The organism is Streptomyces sp. NPDC042201 (assembly GCF_055582185.1).
In genome coordinates this window covers 280481-299042 of sequence record NZ_JBVJDS010000011.1, presented here as the reverse complement: position 1 = coordinate 299042, position 18562 = coordinate 280481, and the positions used below count along the sequence as shown (strand labels likewise).

The window sequence follows — 18562 nt, the reverse complement described above, 5'->3', positions numbered from 1 at the left end:
CGGCATGCCGGTGGGCCCCTCCCACAGGAGAGGCCCACCGGCCGGGAAGTGCGCCGCCCCCGTCCCCACGGTGCGGCGCGGGCGGGCCGTCGTCATCCGCTCGGACGACGGCCCGCCGGTCATGAGGGCGAGGTGACTCGCAGACCGAGCGCGGGGAAGACCGCGGCCTCCAGGAAGCGGGTGAGGTACGCCTCGTCCGCGTACCGCCCCTCCATCATCGGCCGGGCGCGCATGACGCCGATCAGCTGGGCGGCCACGAACTCCGCGGCGGGATGGCCGGCCGGGAGCTCGCCGCGGGCCACGGCGCGGCTGACCATGGCGTCGATGGCCGTGATGCCCGGTTCGATGAGGGCCTCGCGCAGCGCCCGCAGCAGCTCCGGATTCTGCAGGGCCGCATGGCCGAGCGCGTGCATCAGCGTGGTGTCGCGCCCCGATTCCGCCGCGGTCGAACAGGCCGCCGCCCGCAGATCCCCGACGAGGGTGCCGGTGTCGACGTCCGCGAGCGTGGCGCACCGGGTGCCGCGGAGCGCGGCCGCGACGAGCTGCGGTTTCGTACCCCACTGACGGTAGAGCGTGGACTTGCCGCAGCGGGTGCGGGCGGCGACGCCCTCCATGGTCAGCGCGTCGTAGCCGACTTCCCGGAGCAGATCCAACGCGGCCTCGTAGAACTCCAGCTCCCGTTCCGGCGTGATCTTGGAGCGGCGCTGCGGCGTCATCGTCTCTCCCTCTCGGTTCCGATACGGCAGTGTACCGATACGCCACTGTACCGATACGGATCCGTATCGGTACAGTGGCGTATCGATAGGGCGTGGTTCCGGCCGCGCCGCCACACCAGCCACGCCGTCGCACCGCGCCGCGTCGTCCATGCAAGGGGGTCGGGTGACAGACACCCGTGAAGTGCTCCGCATACCGGCGGCAGCCCCGCCAGGGGCTGCCCGGTGAACGGCGCGACAGCGGTGGCCGTCGCGCTGTCGCTGGTCTCGGCCGTCGCGTACGCCTCCGCGGCCGTGGCGCAGGAGCGGCTCGCCGCCCGTACGGGAGCCACGGCCGGGCTGCTCGCGCTGCTGGGCCACGGCGCCTGGTGGTGGGCGGTCGGGCTGAACGCGGCCGGGGCGCTGCTGCATGTGGTGGCGCTGACGTACGGGCCGCTCACCCTGGTCCAGCCGCTGGGCGCGCTCACCCTGGTCGCGGCCGTACCGCTGGGCGCACGCCGCGCCGGGCGACAGGTCAGCCGGGGCGAGTGGCGCGGCACGGCGTTCACGCTCGCCGGCCTCGCGGTCATCCTGCTGACGGCCGCGGGTACGGCTCCGAGCGACACGCTCACGCTGCCTCAGGCACTGGGTGTGGCGGGGGTGGCGCTGGCGCTGGTGGCTCTGCTGACCCGGCCGGGGGCCCGTCCCGGCCTCCGGCACGCGGCGGCCTCCGGGATCACGTCGGGGGTTGCCTCGGCCCTCACCCAGACCGTGACGGTCGCCGCGACGGAGCGCGGCTCCGGCGCACGGCCGCTGTGGCAGGTGGCGGCCGTGGCCCTGCTGGTCGCGGCCTTGGCGTCGGCCGGGCTGCTGCTGTCCCAGAGGGCGTATCAGGGCGGCCTGGGGGCGCCTCTCGCGGTCCTGACCCTGGCCAACCCGGTCGCGGCGGCGGCGATCGGACTGACGCTGCTGGGCGAACGCCTCCAGGGAGGGACGGCGGGTATCGCGGCGGCGCTCGTCGGCGCGGTGGTGGCGGCGCGGGGCGTGGTGCTGCTGACGCGGACCTCGGCGACGCCGGAACCGGCCGTACAGCCCACGGCGGCTCCGCCAGCCTTGGTTCCCGTTCCCGTACCTGCTCCGCCCTCACACGATGACCCCGCCCTGGGGATGGCGGCCCCCGCCGCGTCCGTCACGTCTGTCGCGTCCGTCACGTCGATCACCTCGGCCACCTCGCCCGTCGCCGTCCCCGTCGCCTCCGTCGCCCGGTTGGCCGTGTCCCGGGTCGCCGTCTGGGGCGTGCCGATTCCGGTGCTGCTCCTGCCTGGCGCGTTCGCCCCGCAGGTGCCCGGTGCCAGGGATTCTGCCGGGCACGGGCCGCGTCACCGGCGGCGCAGGAGGCGGTGCGGCGCCCGGGTGTGAAGCTGCGCTGTTGGGCCGCTTAAGAAATCCTCGATGGACTGAGCGGCCGGCGCTCGGCAGATTGGTGCCTGACCAAAGATCACCGATCACCGATCAGCACCAGCACCCCGGGAGCACACGCCCATGAAGGCACTTGTGAAGCAGAAGGCCGAGCCGGGGCTGTGGCTCATGGACGTGCCGGTACCGGAGGCCGGGGCCGGTGACGTACTGATCAAGGTGCTCCGTACCGGCATCTGCGGTACCGATCTGCATATCCGCGCGTGGGACGGCTGGGCCCAGCAGGCGGTCACGACGCCCCGTGTCCTCGGCCACGAGTTCGTGGGCGAGGTCGTGGACCTCGGCGCCGGCGTCCAGGACATCGCCGTGGGCGATCTCGTCAGCGGCGAGGGCCATCTCGTCTGCGGCAAGTGCCGTAACTGTCTCGCCGGCCGCCGGCACCTCTGCCGCAGCACCGTCGGCCTCGGCGTCGGCCGTGACGGCGCGTTCGCCGAGTACGTCGTCCTGCCCGCCTCGAACGTCTGGGTGCACCGCGCCGAGGTGAACCTCGACGTCGCCGCGATCTTCGACCCCTTCGGCAACGCCGTACACACCGCGCTCTCCTTCCCGCTCGTCGGCGAGGACGTACTGATCACCGGCGCCGGCCCCATCGGGATCATGGCCGCGGCCGTCGCCCGGCACGCGGGCGCGCGCAATGTCGTGATCACCGACGTCAGCCCGCACCGCCTCGAACTCGCCCGCAAGGTCGGCGCCACGCTGGCTCTCGATGTGTCCGGCGCCACCATCGCCGACGCGCAGAAGCAGCTCGGCCTGAAGGAGGGCTTCGACATCGGCCTGGAGATGTCGGGGCGCCCCGAGGCCATGCGCGACATGGTCGACAACATGACGCACGGCGGCCGGATCGCCATGCTCGGCCTGCCCGCCGAGGAGTTCGCCGTCGACTGGTCGAAGATCGTCACCTCCATGATCACGATCAAGGGCATCTACGGCCGCGAGATGTTCGAGACCTGGTACGCGATGACCGTCCTGCTCGAAGGCGGGCTCGACCTGACCCCGGTGATCACCGGCAGCTACGGCCACCAGGACTTCGACGCCGCGTTCGACGAGGCGTCCACGGCCCGCAGCGGCAAGATCATCCTCGACTGGACCCGTTGATCAGTCCGCCTGATCAGTCCGTTTGATCGGTCCGCCTGATCAGTCCTCGGTCCGAAAAATTCAAGGAGCCCCACATGTACGCGTCCGTCCGGGACGACCTGTCCGCCACCCTCGACGAGATCCGTGACGCCGGTCTCTTCAAGCCCGAGCGCGTGATCTCCACCCCGCAGAGCGCCTCCGTCGCCGTCACCGCCGGTGGCGCCCCCGGTGACGTCCTCAACTTCTGCGCCAACAACTACCTCGGCCTGGCCGACCACCCCGAGGTCGTCGCCGCCGCCAAGGACGCGCTCGACCGCTGGGGCTACGGCATGGCCTCCGTACGCTTCATCTGCGGCACCCAGGAGATCCACAAGGAGCTGGAGCAGCGCCTGTCCGCGTTCCTCGGCCAGGAGGACACGGTCCTCTACTCCTCCTGCTTCGACGCCAACGGCGGTGTCTTCGAGACGATCCTCGGCCCCGAGGACGCGGTCATCTCCGACGCCCTCAACCACGCCAGCATCATCGACGGCATCCGGCTGTCCAAGGCCCGCCGCCTGCGGTACGCCAACCGCGACCTCGCCGACCTGGAGACCAGGCTCAAGGAGTCGCAGGACGCCCGCCGCCGGCTGATCGTCACGGACGGCGTCTTCTCCATGGACGGGTACGTCGCCCCGCTCGCGGAGATCTGTGATCTCGCCGACCGCTACGACGCGATGGTCATGGTCGACGACTCGCACGCCGTCGGCTTCGTCGGCGCCGGTGGCCGTGGCACCCCGGAACTGCACGGTGTCATGGACCGCGTCGACATCATCACCGGCACCCTGGGCAAGGCGCTCGGCGGCGCCTCGGGCGGTTATGTCGCGGCCCGCGCGGAGATCGTCGCGCTGCTGCGCCAGCGCTCCCGTCCGTACCTCTTCTCCAACTCCCTCGCCCCGGTGATCGCCGCCGCGTCGATCAAGGTCCTCGACCTGCTGGAGAGCGCGGGCGAGCTGCGGGACCGGCTGAGGGCCAACACCGCGCTCTTCCGTACGAAGATGGCCGAGGCGGGCTTCGAGATCCTGCCCGGCGATCACGCCATCGCGCCGGTGATGATCGGTGACGCCGCCGAAGCGGGCCGGATGGCGGAACTGCTGCTGGAGCGCGGCGTGTACGTGATCGGCTTCTCGTACCCCGTCGTCCCGATGGGCCAGGCGCGGATCAGGGTCCAGCTGTCCGCCGCGCACTCCGCGGCGGACGTGGAGCGGGCGGTGGCGGCGTTCATCGACGCCCGTGAGGCGATGAAGCGGGAGAGCTGACGCGCGCGGCCGCCCGGCCCCGACCCGCCCGGCCCCGACCTGCCCGCGCACCGACCCGCCCGGCCCCCGACCCGCCCGCGCACCGGCCGGCCCGCCGCGGTCCGCGTCGCGACCTGGCAAAATGGCAGGGTGATCGACCCTCGGCGGCTGCGGATTCTGCGGGCCGTGGCGGACCACCGTACGGTGACCGCCGCGGCCGCCGCGCTGTATCTCACCCCCTCGGCCGTCTCCCAGCAGCTCGCCGTCCTGGAGCAGGAGACCGGCCACACCCTGCTGACCCGCAGTGGCCGCGGGGTACGGCTGACAGCGGCCGGCGAGATCCTGCTCTCCCACGCGCACGCCGTCCTCGCCCAGCTGGAACGGGCCGAGGCGGAGCTCGCCGCGTACGCGGGCGGCGCGGCCGGGGAGGTCACGGTCGCCGCCTTCGCCACGGGCATCGCGGAGGTACTGGCCCCGGCCCTCCAGCTGCTTTCCGGACCCCATCCCGGCATCCGGGTGCGAGTACGGGACGCCGAGGGCGACGAGAGCCTGCCGATGGTGCTCGACGGACAGGCGGATCTGGCGGTGGCCGTCGAGTACCGGGGCGCTCCGCGCGAGGACGACCTGCGGCTGTCCCGGGTGGCCCTGTACGCGGAGCCGTTCGACGCGGTCCTGCCGGCCGCGCACCCCCTCGGCCTCGGCGCGGAGGTCGCGCTCGCCGAGCTGGCCGACAGTGACTGGATCGGCCCCTACCCGGGCAATCCCTGCCATGACGTGATGCAGCTCGCCTGCGAACTGGCCGGCTTCCAGCCGCGCCTGGTGCACTCCTCGGACGACTTCCGCGCGGTCGTCGCCCTCGCGGGCGCCGGCGCCGGGGTCGCCCTGGTCCCGCGCTCCGCGCTGCGTGCCATGGAGCTGAAGGGCACTGTCGTACGCCCGGTCGCCGGCCCGGCCGCGACGCGCAGGGTCTTCGCCGCGGTCCGCCGGGGCGCGGAGGACCATCCGCTGATCCGTCCGGTCCTGGACGCCCTCGTGCGGGCGGCGGCCGGCCTGCCGACGGGCTGAGAGCCGGTCGGAGGACAGGCTCTCAGCCGGACCGGCCGCGCCGAGTCCGGCTTGCCTCGGCCGGCCGCAGGACCCCGACCCCGCGCCGACCCCGCGCTCAGGTCAGCAGGCTGGGCGCAGCCCTGTCCAGTACCGAGTTCACTCGCTCCCAGGTCTCCATGTCCCGCTCCACTGGGGGCAGTTCCGGCCCGTGGCCCGCCTTCCAGGAGGTCGCCACCGCCACCGGGTCCTCGCCGGTGGCCGCGCCCGCCGCCAGGGCCGCCGCACCGAGTGCGACCAGTTCGCCGCTCTCGGGGACGATCAACTGGCGCCCGGAGAGCCGCCGTACGGTCTCCACCCACATACGGCCCTGAGCGCCGCCGCCCACCAGCCGCAGCGGCCGGGACGCCACCTCCGGGTCCGTGGGGTCGAGACCGCAGGCGCGCAGCACCTCGTCCAGCGCCCGCAGCACCGTGACGGCCGCGCCCTCGTAGGCCGCGCCCAGCAGCTGCTGTGGCGTGGTGTCGTGGCGCAGCCCGGTCAGCAGGCCCGAGGCGGTCGGCAGATCGGGGGTGCGTTCGCCGTCGAGGTAGGGCAGCAGGACGGCTTCGCCGCCGGGCACCGCGTCCTCGCGGTCCAGCCGGAGCAGCTCCGCCACCTTGTCGACGGCGAGCGTGCAGTTCAGGGTGCAGCCGAGCGGCAGATACGTACCGTCGGCCGCGGCGAACCCGGAGAGCGCGGCGGAGCCGGGGCGCGTGCGGGTCGCGGCGAACACCGTGCCCGAGGTGCCGAGACTGAGCACCGGGTGGTCAAGCAGCCCCGCGCCCCCGAGGCCCAGGCCGACGGCGGCGCTCATGTTGTCACCGGTGCCCGCCGCGACGGCGATGCCCGCCGGGAGGCCGAGCTCCGCCGCCGAGCCCGCGGTGAGCGAGCCGACCCGGGTGGCGCCGGTCGGGGCGACGGCCGGCAGCAGCGCGGCGTCCAGGCCGAGGAGCGCGAGCAGTTCGGGGTCGTACGCACCGGTGGCGGTCGAGTACCAGCAGGTGCCGGAGGCGTCACCGGGGTCGGTGGCTGCGATGCCCGCGAGCCGTTCGGTGAGAAAGTCGTGGGGGAGCCTGACGGCCGCCGTGGCCTCGGCGATGGCGGGATCGTTCTCCCGCAGCCACTGCCACTTCGAAGCCGTCATCGACGCCACCGGTACGGAGCCGGTCCGCGCCGTCCAGGCGTCCGGGCCGCCGAGCGCCTCCGTGAGCGCGGCGGCCTGCGGGGCGGAGCGGGTGTCGTTCCACAGCAGCGCCGGGCGCAGCGGCCGGCCCGTGCGGTCCAGCACCACCAGTCCGTGCTGCTGGCCGGCCACCGCGATACCGGTCACCGCCGAGGGGTCGACGCCGGACTCCTTCAGCCCGGCGGCGACGGCCTCGCGCAGGGCGTTCCACCACACCTCCGGGTCCGTCTCGCGCGCGCCGCCCTCGCCGGTCACCCGGTGCGGGGCGCGGCCCACCGCGAGCAGCCGGCCGGTGGCGGCATCCGTGAAGGCCGCCTTGGTGGACTGGGTGGAGCTGTCCACGCCGATGACGACCGGGTTCTGCGACATGGGCGTGGACATGGCGTACCTCTTTCCCTGACTGACTTCGACTGACATCGCTTGCCGGCTGATGTCACTGGCTTCTGCGGCAGTTTGGACGTCGCGCAAACAAATTACGCGATGGCGCGGCGCACGGGAACCGTCACTACCGATCATCGTCCGTGTGCGGGCGTGCTCGCACATGTTCGGTGAGCCGGACACAGATGAGCGCACGCGGGGGGTTTTGCGCACCCACGTGGACGTGCATTATTAGTCATGTCAGGAAACAAAAAGGTCGGCACGTGCCGGACCTGAGGTATCGAAGGCGGCCAGAGAATGACGGAACGCTTCACACCCACCCCCGAGGACAAGTTCAGCTTCGGTCTGTGGACGGTGGGCTGGCAGGGCAGGGATCCGTTCGGGGACGCGACCCGCCCGGCCCTGGACCCCGTCGAGTCCGTACAGCGCCTCGCCGAGCTCGGCGCCTGGGGCGTGACCTTCCATGACGACGACCTCATCCCGTTCGGCTCGTCCGACGCGGAGCGCGAGGCGCACATCAAGCGGTTCAGGCAGGCGACCGAGGCGAACGGCGTCGTCGTGGAGATGGTCACCACCAACCTCTTCACGCACCCCGTCTTCAAGGACGGCGGCTTCACCGCGAACGACCGCGACGTCCGTCGCTACGCGCTGCGCAAGACCCTCCGCAACATCGACCTCGCCGCTGAGCTCGGCGCCAAGACCTTCGTCGCCTGGGGCGGCAGGGAAGGCGCGGAGTCGGGTGGTGCCAAGGACGTGCGCCTCGCTCTCGACCGGATGAAGGAGGCCTTCGATCTGTTCGGCGAGTATGTCGTCGAGAAGGGCTACGACATCAAGTTCGCCATCGAGCCCAAGCCGAACGAGCCGCGCGGCGACATCCTGCTGCCCACCGTCGGCCACGCCCTGGCGTTCATCGACCGCCTGGAGCGCCCCGAGCTGTACGGCGTCAACCCGGAGGTCGGCCACGAGCAGATGGCCGGGCTGAACTTCCCGCACTCCATCGCCCAGGCGCTCTGGTCGGGCAAGCTCTACCACATCGACCTCAACGGGCAGAACGGCATCAAGTACGACCAGGACCTGCGCTTCGGCGCCGGTGATCTGCGGGCCGCCTTCTGGCTCGTCGACCTGCTGGAGACCGCGGGCTGGGACGGCGCCCGCCACTTCGACTTCAAGCCGCCGCGCACCGAGGACTTCGACGGTGTGTGGGCCTCCGCCGCCGGCTGCATGCGCAACTATCTGATCCTCAAGGAGCGGGCGGCCGCCTTCCGCGCCGACCCGCAGGTCCAGGAGGCGCTGCGCGCCGCGCGCCTGGACGAACTGGCCCTGCCGACCGCCGCGGACGGGGTGGCCGCGCTGCTGGCCGACCGCAGCGCCTACGAGGAGTTCGACGTCGACGCGGCCGCCGAGCGCGGCATGGCGTTCGAGCACCTCGACCAGCTCGCCATGGACCATCTCCTCGGCGCCCGCTGACCGTACGGCCTCTCGACAGCGCGGGGCGGGCTGCCCGTCAGTCCGTCTCGCGCTGTACGTACGCCACCGGGTCGGCCAGCACCGCCCGTACGACCAGCGCCGCCGCGCCGCGTGCCGCGTCCCCCGCCGAGGAGGACGCGCGTAGCCGGCCGCTGTCGCGCGGCCACAGGCCCGAGACCACGCGGGCCGTCAGCTCCCGGTCGGCAGACGGGGACAGCCAGGGCATCAGCTCCCGGTAGATCCCGCCCAGCACGACCGCGTCGGGATCGAAGAGGTTCACCGCGCCCGACAGCACCCGGCCCAGCATCAGCCCGGCCTGGTCGACGGCCGCCACGGCCTGCGCGTCGCCGCCGCGCGCCCGGCGCGCCAGCTCCGCGACGCCGGGCACCCCGGCGTTCTCGTCGATCCCGGCCGCCCGCAGCAGCGCGGACTGGCCCGCGTACTGCTCCAGGCAGCCCCGGGAACCGCAACGGCACAGCGGGCCCGCCGAGTCGACGACCACATGGCCGATCTCGCCGGCGAAGCCGTGCGCCCCGCGCAGCAGTTCGCCGTCGAGCACCAGGGCGCCGCCGACGCCGATCTCGCCGGTCAGATAGAGGAAGGTACGGAGCGGGCCGAGGCCCCCGAACCACAGCTCGGCCAGCGCCGCCAGATTGGCCTCGTTCTCCGAACTCACCGGCAGCGGCGGCACATCGGGCTGCAGCTCGGCCATGGCCTGGGCGAACAGCTCCTCGGCGGGGACGCGGTTCCAGCCGAGGTTCGGCGCCTGCCGGACCGTACCCCCCGACACCAGTCCCGGCAGGGCCAGTTGCACCCCGACCGGCAGCAGGCCCTGTTCTCCGGCCGAATCCAGCGTGCGCGCGGCGATCCGGGCGCCCCGGGCCAGGACTTCGGCGGGCTGGGCGCCGCGGTTGTCGATGTGCTCGGTCAGCCGGACCCGGTCGGTGCCGGACAGATCGACCACACACACCGAGACGTAGTCGATATTGATCTCGACGCCGATGCCGGCGGGGCCGGACCGCGTCACCTTCAGTACGGTGCCGGGGCGCCCGGCCTGCCCGCTGAACGTCTTGCCGGACTCGGAGAGAAAGCCGCTGTCCAGCAACTGTTCGACCAGGGACGACACGGCCGCCCGGGTCAGGCCCACGCGCGCCGCCACACCGGCCCGGGTGGCGTCGCCCTCGTCCCGTACCGCCCTCAGCACAAGGCTCAGATTGTGCCGGCGCACCGTCTCTTTGTCGGCCTTGGGGCCGAGGGATGTGTGGTTGCTGTTCATGTCGCGGCCGAGCCTATGTGATCGGCCCGGGGTGTAGGGGGCGTGGCGGCAAGCCGATCGTCGTACCGTGCGACTTGTTTAAGTTAATTAGTAATTTTCGTTGACAGTGTACGGACACGCAGCCACAGTCTTCGTCGTGGCGCCGCCGCCGCGAGCACGGCTCGGCGGGGGTGCCCCCGAACCCCAACTCTCGGGAGACATCAGTGACTTCGCATCGTGCAGGGATGGTGCGTGCCCGGCGCGCCGCGGCGGCTCTCGGGGCCGCCGCGCTGGTCGGGGTGGCGGCAGTGCCCTCGGCACACGCCGCCGACGACCAGGGCGCACCGCGGTACTACGACAGCGGGCTCGCCCCCACGCCGTACATGGGATGGAACACCTACTACGGGCTCGGCGCCCCGACGGAGGAGCAGGTCAGGGGCGTCGCCGACCATCTGGTCAGCAGCGGGCTCAGGGACAGCGGCTACGACATCGTCTGGCTGGACGGCGGCTGGCAGGCCGACACCCCGCGCGACGGCCGGGGACGGCTGACCGCGCACCCCGGCCGGTTCCCCTCCGGTATCCCCGCGCTGGTGGACTACCTCCACCGGCGCGGGCTGAAGGCCGGGATCTACACCGACGCGGGCACCTACGACGGCGGCAAGAGCTGTGGCCTCGGCAGCCGCGGCCACTACGAGGAGGACGCCAAGCAGTTCGCGGGCTGGAAGGTCGACGCCATCAAGGTCGACTTCCTGTGCGGGATCTCCGAAAAGCTCGACCCAGGACCGGCGTTCAAGGAATTCAGTGACGCGGTCGCCACCTCGGGCCGGCGGATGCTGCTCAACCTCTGCAATCCGCTCACCGACGACTGGGGTCTGCCGCACACCCCGGCGCAGGACGCGCACAACGCGTACGTCTACGGGCCGACGTCGGCCGACTCCTGGCGTACCGGCACCGATATCGCCTGGGGCACCCCCACCGCCGGCCAGTGGCCCAACGTCCTGCGCAACATGGACGCCAACGCCTGGCACCCGGAGGCCCAGGGGCCGGGGCGCTACAACGATCCCGACTACCTCATCCCGATGCGGAAGCTGGCGGACGGCTCGTACGAACTGTCCGAGGAGGAGTCCACCACCCAGCTGGTGATGTGGGCGGAGATGGGCTCCCCGCTGGTCATCGGCTCCGACCCGCGCACGCTGCCGCAGTCGATGATCGACACGCTGCGCAACCCCGAGATCATCGCCGTCGACCAGGACCCGCTGGCCATACAGGGCGTACGGGTCGCCACCGACGCCACGGGTGATGTCTACAGCAAGGTGCTCCAGGGCTCCGGCGAGCGCGCGGTCGTGCTCCTCAACCGCTCGGACCGGGCGGCCGAGCGGACGGTGGACTTCGCGGACGCGGGACTCGGCGGCGAGGTCGCCGTCCGTGACCTGCGGGCCAGGAAGGACGCGGGCGCGCACACCGGCTCGTACACGGTCACGGTCCCCGCGCACGGCACGGCCTTCCTCAAGCTGTCGGGCACGGACGCCGCTCCCGGTGTGCCGCTCGGCACGCGCTCCACGGCGAGTCCCGCGCTCGTCAGGGACGGTGACCGGCTGACCGCGTTCCTTCGCGGTACGGACGGATCGCTGCGGCAGCGGACCGGACGCGACGGACACTGGTCCTCCGGCACCACCGCGCTCGGCGGTCCGACCCAGGGCCGGATCCTCGGCCAGCCCGCCGCCTACGCCTCGCCGAACGGCCGTATCGATGTCTTCGTGCGCGGCACGGACGACGCGGCGTACCGGCGGTCCTTCGTCGACGGACGCTGGGGCCCCTGGCAGAAGCTGGGCGGGACGCTCACCGACGCGCCGGGCGTCGCCTTCGAAGGCCCGGACAGCTGGACGCTCTTCGCCCGGGGCGAGGACGGCGCCATCGAGTCACGCGGGCCCCGGACCGGCTGGACCTCGCTGGGCGCTCCGGAGGACCGTCCGGTGTACGGGCGCCCCTCGGCGGTCATCGATACGGCGGGCCGCGTCCATGTCGCCGTACGCACCGCCGACGACGCGGTGTGGACCCGGGAGCGCGACGCCTCCGGCGGCTGGTCCCCGTGGTCCTCGCTGGGCGGGACGGTCAGCGGCAGCCCGACGCTCGTCGCGTCGGGAAACACCGTCCATCTCTTCGCGCGGGCCGGTGACTACACCCTCTGGCAGCGTTCGTACGTGGTCGGCGGCGCGGGCGGCTGGGGCGGCTGGTCCCCGCGTACGGAGTTCGTGAGCGGGGTCTTCGACGGCGCGCTCGGGGCGACGGCCGGCCCGGACGGCACGGTGCTGACGGTGTTCCGCGGGGTGGACGGCCGCGTCCACCAGAGCGTGCTCTGAGCGGATTCCGGGCGGTTCGGCGACGCGTCGCCCATCTCGTTCGGAAATAAATTAGTAATTAATCTTGACGCTGCTCCACCGCCGCGTCAGTCTGTTCCCGCCGAACGAGAGCCCGGCCGTCAGGGGGCCGGGCTCCGTTCCGTGGGCGTATAGGGAGTTCTTCCATGATCACCTCAGAACCCAGCCGCCGCCGGTTCCTCGCGGGCGCGGGCGCCGTCGGCGCCGCCGCGCTGATGAGCGGCTGTGTCACCTCGACCTCGACCGGCAAGAGCACGTCGGGCGGCGCGGTCACCCTGCAGTCCAACCTCTCCTCACCGCAGGCCAAGGCGGCCACCCAGAACGTCGTCGCGGCGTTCAACAAGCGCGGCGGTGCGAAGGCCCAGCTCAACACCGTCGCCTCCGAGACCTTCCGCACCCAGCTCCCGACGTACCTCACCTCCGCCAACCCGCCGGACCTCTACACCTGGTACCCCGGATCCGTCGCGGACTCGTACGCCAGGAAGGACCTGCTGCTCGACGTCAGCGACATCTGGACCAAGCCGGAACTCGCCGGCTACACCGACGCGTTGAGCAAGCTCTGCACCTCGTCGGCCGGTGCGAAGGTGTTCGTCCCCACCTCCTACTACTGGTGGGGCGTCTTCTACCGGAAGTCCAACTTCGCCAAGTGGGGCGTCAAGGAGCCCAAGACCTGGGACGAGTTCCTCGGCCTGTGCGACACGCTCAAGTCCAAGGGCGTCGCACCGATCGGGATCGGCGCCGGCGGCAACACCGCCTGGGTGGCCTCCTCCTGGTTCGACTACCTCAACATCCGCGTCAACGGCGCGACCTACCACCGCGACCTGCTCGCCGGCAAGCACCGCTTCGACGACCCGGAGGTCCGCAAGGTCTTCGACCGGTGGGACGAGGCCCTGCCGTACTTCGACCCCAATGGCACGGCCCTCCCCTTCCAGGACGCCACCACCGCCCTCCTCCAGGGCCGTACCGGCATGATGCTGATCGGTACCTTCTTCGCGGACTCCGCCCCGAAGGGCGAGCTGGACGACATCGACTTCTTCCGCTTCCCGGTCATCGACCCGAAGATCCCGATGGCCGAAGAGGCGCCCACCGACGGCTACTTCGCCAGCGCCCGCACCAGCCGCAAGGACGAGGTCAAGGAGTTCATGCGCTACCTCGCCACCGCCGAGGCGCAGGAGATCTACATCAAGGGCTCCTCCGGAACCGCGCTGCCCACCCACCCCGACGCCAAGGACAGCGGAACCCCGCTGGTCAAGAAGGGCCGTGCGCTGGTCGAGAGCGCCGAGGAGGTCACCCAGTTCTTCAACCGTGACTCCAGCGACGCCCTGCAGCCCGCCGCGGACACCGCGCTCACCCGGTATCTCGCCAAGCCCAAGGAGATCGGCTCGATCCTCACGACCTGGCAGCGGGACGCGCAGAAGATCTGGAGTCAGTGAGATGGCGGTGATCACCGCGACCCGGCGGCGGCCGGGGGCGAGCCGGAAAAAGGGAGCGACCCGGGTTCCGCCCGTGGTGCTCGCCTTCGTCCTCGTACCGCTGCTGGCCGAGGCGTTCTGGGTGTTCTGGCCGGCCGTCCAGGGCTTCTACCTCTCCCTCACGAAGTGGGACGGTGTCTCGGCCCCGCAGTTCATCGGCCTCGGCAACTTCCGCGAACTGCTGGGCGACAGCGTCTTCCGTACGGCCGTCATGGACACCGTGCTGTGGCTGGTCCTCTTCGGCGGGCTCTCCGCGATCCTCGGCCTCGGCGCCGCCCTGCTGCTCCAGCAGGAGCGGCGCGGGGTCGGCTTCTACCGGGCCGCGCTCTTCCTCCCGGTCGTCTTCTCGCTGGTCGCCACGGCGCTGGTGTGGCAGGCGATGTACCAGCCGGACGGCCTGATCAACCAGATACTCGAAGGCATCGGGCTCGGCAGCCTCACCCACGCCTGGCTCGCCGACCAGGACACCGCGCTCTACGCCGTGATCGTGCCCGCCCTGTGGCGCCAGATCGGGTACGTGATGGTGCTCTATCTCGCCGGGCTCAAGGGCATCGACCCGGTGCTCTACGAGGCGGCGAAGGTCGACGGCGCCTCCCGCCGGCAGCAGTTCCGTCACATCACGATGCCGCAGCTGCGCAGCGTCAACGCCGTCGTCCTGTCGGTCATCGTCATCGACTCGCTGCGTTCGTTCGATGTCGTCTGGGCGCTCACCCGCGGCGGCCCCTACCACTCCTCCGAACTGCTCAGCACGTACATGTACTCCACCGCGTTCCAGTCGCTGCGGCTGGGATACGGCTCCGCCCTCGCGGTCGTGATCTTCGTGCTGGCCTTCGGGGTCATCGCGTCCTATCTCGTCCGCGCCTTCCGGGAGGCCGACTGATGACCGTCACCCACGCCTCCGCGCCGGCCGTCGAGCAGCGGGAGCCGGCCCCCGGGCCGCGGCCGCGCGCCGGCCGTCCCGCCCGCCGCCGCCGGCTGGCCACCGCGGGCTTCCACCTCAGCGCCGGCCTCCTGTCGCTGGTCTGGCTGCTGCCGATCGCTCTCGTGCTCGTCACCAGCACCCGGTCCTTCGACGACATCGCCGCCAACGGCCTGGGCAGCCTGCCGCACTCCTTCACCCTGGACGGCTTCCGCCAGGCCTGGGTGGACGGCGGCCAGCAGCGCGCACTGATCAACAGCCTGCTGGTCACCGTCCCCGCCGTGCTGCTGTCGCTCGCCCTCGCCTCGATGGCCGCGTTCGGACTCAGCCGCTACGACCTGCCGGGCCGCCGCACGCTGCTGCTCCTGATGCTCGGCGGCAATCTGCTGCCCCCGCAGATCCTGCTGATCCCGGTCTCCAAGCTCAGCGAGATGCTGGGGATCTACGATTCGCTGTACGCGCTCATCGGCGTCCAGGTCGGCTTCGGCGTCGGCTTCTACGTCTTCGTCCTGCACGGCTTCATGCGGTCCATCCCGCCCGAGATCCAGCAGGCCGCGGTCATCGACGGCGCGAGCCCCTGGCAGATCTACCGGCGCATCATCATGCCGCTGGCCACACCCGCCCTCGCCGCGCTGAGCGCCCTCTCCTTCACCTGGATCTTCAACGATCTGCTGTGGGCGATCACCGTGCTGCGGACGGACAGTCAGATGCCCATCACCGCTTCCCTCATCGGACTCCAGGGCCAATACGTCTCCATGTGGAACGTCATCGCGGCCGGCTCGGTCATCGCCGCGGCCCCGACCGTTCTCGTCTTCCTCCGGTTCCAGCGCCATTTCGTGGCCGGACTCAATCTGGGAGCAGTCAAGTGACCTCGCACGACCGGTGGATCCTGCGCACCGAGAACACCACCTACGCGGTCGCGCTCGCCGGAGACGGACGGTGGGCCGAGCTGACCGCCTGGGGCCCGCACGGAGTGGAGACCGGTCCCTCGCCGCTCGACTGGTCACGCCGTACGCACTTCATCACCCCGGCCGACGCCGCGCCCGCCGAGTACATCCCGTACGGGCTGCGGCCGTTCACCGGCGCCGACCTGGTCGCCCAGCGGCCCGGCGAGGAGCGCGGCGTGTGGTGGCGGTTCACCGGAGCCACGCATGAGGACGACCGCGCGCTGCGGCTGGTCTTCACCGACGAGACGCTCGGACTGGCGGCGGCGCTCTGCTACGAGAGCGTCCCCGGCACCGATGTGATCCTCCGCTGGACCGAGCTGACCTGCACCGGCGACGACGAACTGCGCCTGGAGCGCTTCGACTCCGCCGCCGTGAACATCCCCGCCGGCGGCGGCGCCCGGCTGACGTATCTCACCGGCCAGTGGTCCCAGGAGTTCCAGCGCACCCAGCTCGAACTGACCCGCGGCCGGTTCGAGATGGCCGCCACCCAGGCCGTCCCCGGTCACGCGTACGCGCCCTGGCTCGCCGTCCAGGACGCCGCGAACCCCGACGGAGCTGCCACGCCCACCTACGGCGTCGCCCTGGAGTGGTCGGGCAACTGGCACATCACCACCGACGCCGAGCCAGGAGGAGCGGTCCGCGTCCGCGCGGGCCGGCTGCCCCACGAAGGCGCCGTCCGGCTCGCGCCGGGCGCCACCCTCACCACCCCCCGGCTCGCCTGCGCCTTCAGCCCGGAAGGACTCGACGGTCTCGCCCGGGTCTGGCACCGCTACGAGCGACGCCTCACCGGCGACCGCATGAACCGCCCGCGCAAGGTCCTCTACAACTCGTGGGAGGCCACCGGCTTCGACGTCGAGGCGGCGAGCCAGCTGGAGCTGGCGCGCATCGCCGCAGGACTGGGCGCCGAACTCTTCGTCGTCGACGACGGCTGGTTCCCCGGCCGGGCCGACGACACCGGCGGCCTCGGCGACTGGTACCCGGACCCGGCGTCCTTCCCCGAGGGCTTCGACCACTTCATCGCCCAGGTCCGCGATCTGGGCATGGACTTCGGCCTCTGGGTCGAGCCGGAGGCCATCAGCCCCGCCTCCGCCCTGTACGCGGAACACCCGGAGTGGGTCTACCGCGTCGAGGGCCGCCCCGCCACGCTCGTACGCAACCAGCTGCTGCTCGACCTCGGCCGCGAGGACGTGCAGGACTTCGTCCTCGCCACCCTCGACCGGCTCCTCGGCGACCACGCCATCAGCTATCTCAAGTGGGACATGAACCGCCCGCCGACCGAACGCGGCCGCCCCGGCGGCGGCCCCGTCGAGGAGCAGGACCTCGACGCCGCGCACGTCGCCGGCTATCTGCGGGTCCTCGACCATCTGCGGACCCACTACCCGCGGGTCACCGTGGAGGGCTGCGCGGGCGGCGGCGCCCGGATCGAGCACGCCACGATCGCCCGTACGGATGTGGTGTGGCCCAGCGACAACACCGCGCCGCTCGACCGGCTCTCCATCCAGTACGGCTATCTGCACGCGCATGCCCCGCACACCATGAGTTCCTGGGTCACCGACGCCCCCGGAATCTTCGACCCGCGGCCGCGCTCGCTCGGCTTCCGCTTCGTCAACGCGATGGCCGGAGTCCTCGGTATCGGCGCCGACATCCGTACCTGGTCGCCCGAACAGCGCACCGAGGCGGCGCGGTGGATCGCCCGCTACAAGGAGATCCGCGAGGTCGTCCACCAGGGGGAGGCGCGGCTGCTCAACACCCCGGCGGACGCGACCTGCGGAGTCCAGTACGAGGAGCCGGGCGGCGGCCGGGTCGTGGTCACCGCCCTGAACACCGGCCGCCTCGACGGCGCACCGCTCGTACCGGGCCGGCCGGCCCGACTGCGCCTGCGGGGGCTGGATCTGACGGCTCATTACCTGGACACGGCGTCCGGCACGGTCTACAGCGGGGCCCATCTGGTCCATTACGGAATCCCGTTCGCCTGGACCGCGCGGTTCGACGCGGAACTGGTCGTCCTGGAAAGGCAGTAGCCCGTCCACGGCTCGCGCGGTCACCGGCCCGCGCAGTCATTAAAGTCGCCAGGACGCCGCGAGGCGCCCTCGAACCCCAAGGAGTCGACCCGCCGCATGAACGGAACCGCCCGCTTCACCGGCCACGTCGCCGTGGTCACCGGAGCCGCCTCGGGCATCGGCGCCGCCACCGCCGGGCGCCTCGCCGCCGAAGGCGCCGCAGTGGTCCTCGCCGATGTCGCCACGGAGCGCGGGGAAGCCGTCGCCGCGCGCGTCCGCGAGGACGGCGGCAGCGCCGTATTCGTCCCGGCGGACGTCGCCGACCAGGGCGACTGGGAGCGGATCGTCGCCGCGGCACACCGCTTCGGACCCGTCGGTGTGCTCGTCAGCAACGCCTACACCGTGGAGGTCGCCGCCGCCCACGAGATGTCCCTCGCCTCCTGGGAGCGGCAGCTCGCCGTCAATCTCACCGGCGGATTCCTCGGCTTCAAGGCCGTCCTGCCCGATCTGCGCGAGCAGCGCGGCGCGGTGGTGCTGACCTCCTCCGTCCACGCGCACAAGGGCATCCCCGGCCACCCCGCCTACGCCGCCTCCAAGGGCGCGCTGCTCTCGCTCTGCGGACAGCTCGCCGTCGAGTACGGCCCCGAGGTACGGGTCAACGCCGTACTGCCGGGGCCGATCCTCACCGCCGCCTGGGACCGGGTGCCCGAGGAGGACCGGGAACGCAGCGTCGCCGAGACCGCGGCACGCCGCTTCGGACGGCCCGAGGAGGTCGCCGCCGCCATCGCCTTCCTCGCGGCCGGGGAAGCCTCGTACATCACCGGATCGAGCCTGCTCGTGGACGGCGGCTGGAGCGTCGTGAAGGCCTCGGCCTGACCGCCGCGCGCCGGCGGACCGCGCACCCGTCCGACCACCGGCCCGTCCGACCACCGGCCGTCCGACCGCCGTACCGAACCCGACC

At 72.1% G+C, this 18562-nt stretch carries 14 protein-coding genes; 11 read left to right on the top strand and 3 right to left on the bottom strand.

Annotation, left to right across the window (positions count from 1 at the left end; genetic code table 11):
• Positions 1-119: 119 nt before the first annotated feature.
• On the bottom strand, positions 120-716 hold the full coding sequence (locus tag ACZ6MZ_RS26425; RefSeq protein WP_389784761.1) for a TetR/AcrR family transcriptional regulator: 597 nt from the start codon (positions 714-716) through the stop codon (positions 120-122).
• A 222-nt stretch (positions 717-938) separates the two neighbouring features.
• On the opposite strand from ACZ6MZ_RS26425, the gene ACZ6MZ_RS26420 reads away from it, so the two are divergent.
• The 4 genes from ACZ6MZ_RS26420 (at position 939) to ACZ6MZ_RS26405 (ending at position 5581) form a co-directional block, all read left to right on the top strand.
• Complete coding sequence (locus ACZ6MZ_RS26420; RefSeq protein WP_469354725.1) at positions 939-2111, top strand: DMT family protein; 1173 nt, start codon at positions 939-941, stop codon at positions 2109-2111.
• 123 nt (positions 2112-2234) lie between these two features.
• A complete protein-coding gene (gene tdh, locus ACZ6MZ_RS26415; protein ID WP_384333357.1) occupies positions 2235-3263 on the top strand; it encodes an L-threonine 3-dehydrogenase in 1029 nt (342 codons plus the stop codon).
• A gap of 74 nt (positions 3264-3337) precedes the next feature.
• Positions 3338-4537, top strand: a complete 1200-nt coding sequence (locus ACZ6MZ_RS26410; protein WP_469354721.1) for a glycine C-acetyltransferase — start codon at positions 3338-3340, stop codon at positions 4535-4537.
• 129 nt (positions 4538-4666) lie between these two features.
• Positions 4667-5581 (top strand): LysR family transcriptional regulator, encoded by a 915-nt coding sequence (locus ACZ6MZ_RS26405; RefSeq protein WP_384186524.1) that lies wholly within the window; start codon positions 4667-4669, stop codon positions 5579-5581.
• A 97-nt stretch (positions 5582-5678) separates the two neighbouring features.
• Here the strand turns inward: ACZ6MZ_RS26405 and xylB are convergent, their stop codons facing one another.
• Positions 5679-7154 carry a xylulokinase gene (gene xylB / locus ACZ6MZ_RS26400; protein WP_469354775.1) on the bottom strand — a complete coding sequence of 492 codons (1476 nt, stop codon included), beginning with the start codon at positions 7152-7154 and terminating at the stop codon, positions 5679-5681.
• A gap of 306 nt (positions 7155-7460) precedes the next feature.
• On the opposite strand from xylB, the gene xylA reads away from it, so the two are divergent.
• The gene (gene xylA / locus ACZ6MZ_RS26395; protein WP_469354719.1) at positions 7461-8630 is read left to right on the top strand and encodes a xylose isomerase; all 1170 of its coding nucleotides are present in this window, start codon (positions 7461-7463) and stop codon (positions 8628-8630) included.
• Positions 8631-8667: 37 nt separating this feature from the next.
• On the opposite strand, the gene ACZ6MZ_RS26390 is transcribed toward xylA, so the two are convergent.
• A complete protein-coding gene (locus tag ACZ6MZ_RS26390) occupies positions 8668-9906 on the bottom strand; it encodes an ROK family protein (protein ID WP_389784753.1) in 1239 nt (412 codons plus the stop codon).
• A 224-nt stretch (positions 9907-10130) separates the two neighbouring features.
• Between ACZ6MZ_RS26390 and ACZ6MZ_RS26385 the strand changes: the two genes are divergently transcribed.
• From ACZ6MZ_RS26385 to ACZ6MZ_RS26360, 6 genes are all read left to right on the top strand, one after another.
• Positions 10131-12245, top strand: coding sequence for a DUF8189 domain-containing protein (locus ACZ6MZ_RS26385; RefSeq protein ID WP_469354715.1), 2115 nt, complete (start codon positions 10131-10133; stop codon positions 12243-12245).
• Positions 12246-12409: 164 nt separating this feature from the next.
• On the top strand, positions 12410-13696 hold the full coding sequence (locus ACZ6MZ_RS26380) for an ABC transporter substrate-binding protein (RefSeq protein ID WP_389784748.1): 1287 nt from the start codon (positions 12410-12412) through the stop codon (positions 13694-13696).
• Between the two features lies 1 nt (position 13697).
• Positions 13698-14615, top strand: a complete 918-nt coding sequence (locus tag ACZ6MZ_RS26375) for a carbohydrate ABC transporter permease (RefSeq protein WP_389784745.1) — start codon at positions 13698-13700, stop codon at positions 14613-14615.
• Entirely contained in the window at positions 14615-15523 is a 909-nt protein-coding gene (locus ACZ6MZ_RS26370; protein ID WP_469354712.1) for a carbohydrate ABC transporter permease, read from the top strand. Before ACZ6MZ_RS26375 ends, ACZ6MZ_RS26370 begins: the two co-directional genes overlap by 1 nt.
• On the top strand, positions 15520-17622 hold the full coding sequence (locus ACZ6MZ_RS26365; protein ID WP_469354710.1) for an alpha-galactosidase: 2103 nt from the start codon (positions 15520-15522) through the stop codon (positions 17620-17622). The genes ACZ6MZ_RS26370 and ACZ6MZ_RS26365 overlap by 4 nt, the downstream gene beginning before the upstream one ends.
• A 96-nt stretch (positions 17623-17718) precedes the next feature.
• Complete coding sequence (locus ACZ6MZ_RS26360) at positions 17719-18477, top strand: SDR family NAD(P)-dependent oxidoreductase (protein ID WP_384186544.1); 759 nt, start codon at positions 17719-17721, stop codon at positions 18475-18477.
• Positions 18478-18562 lie beyond the last annotated feature (85 nt).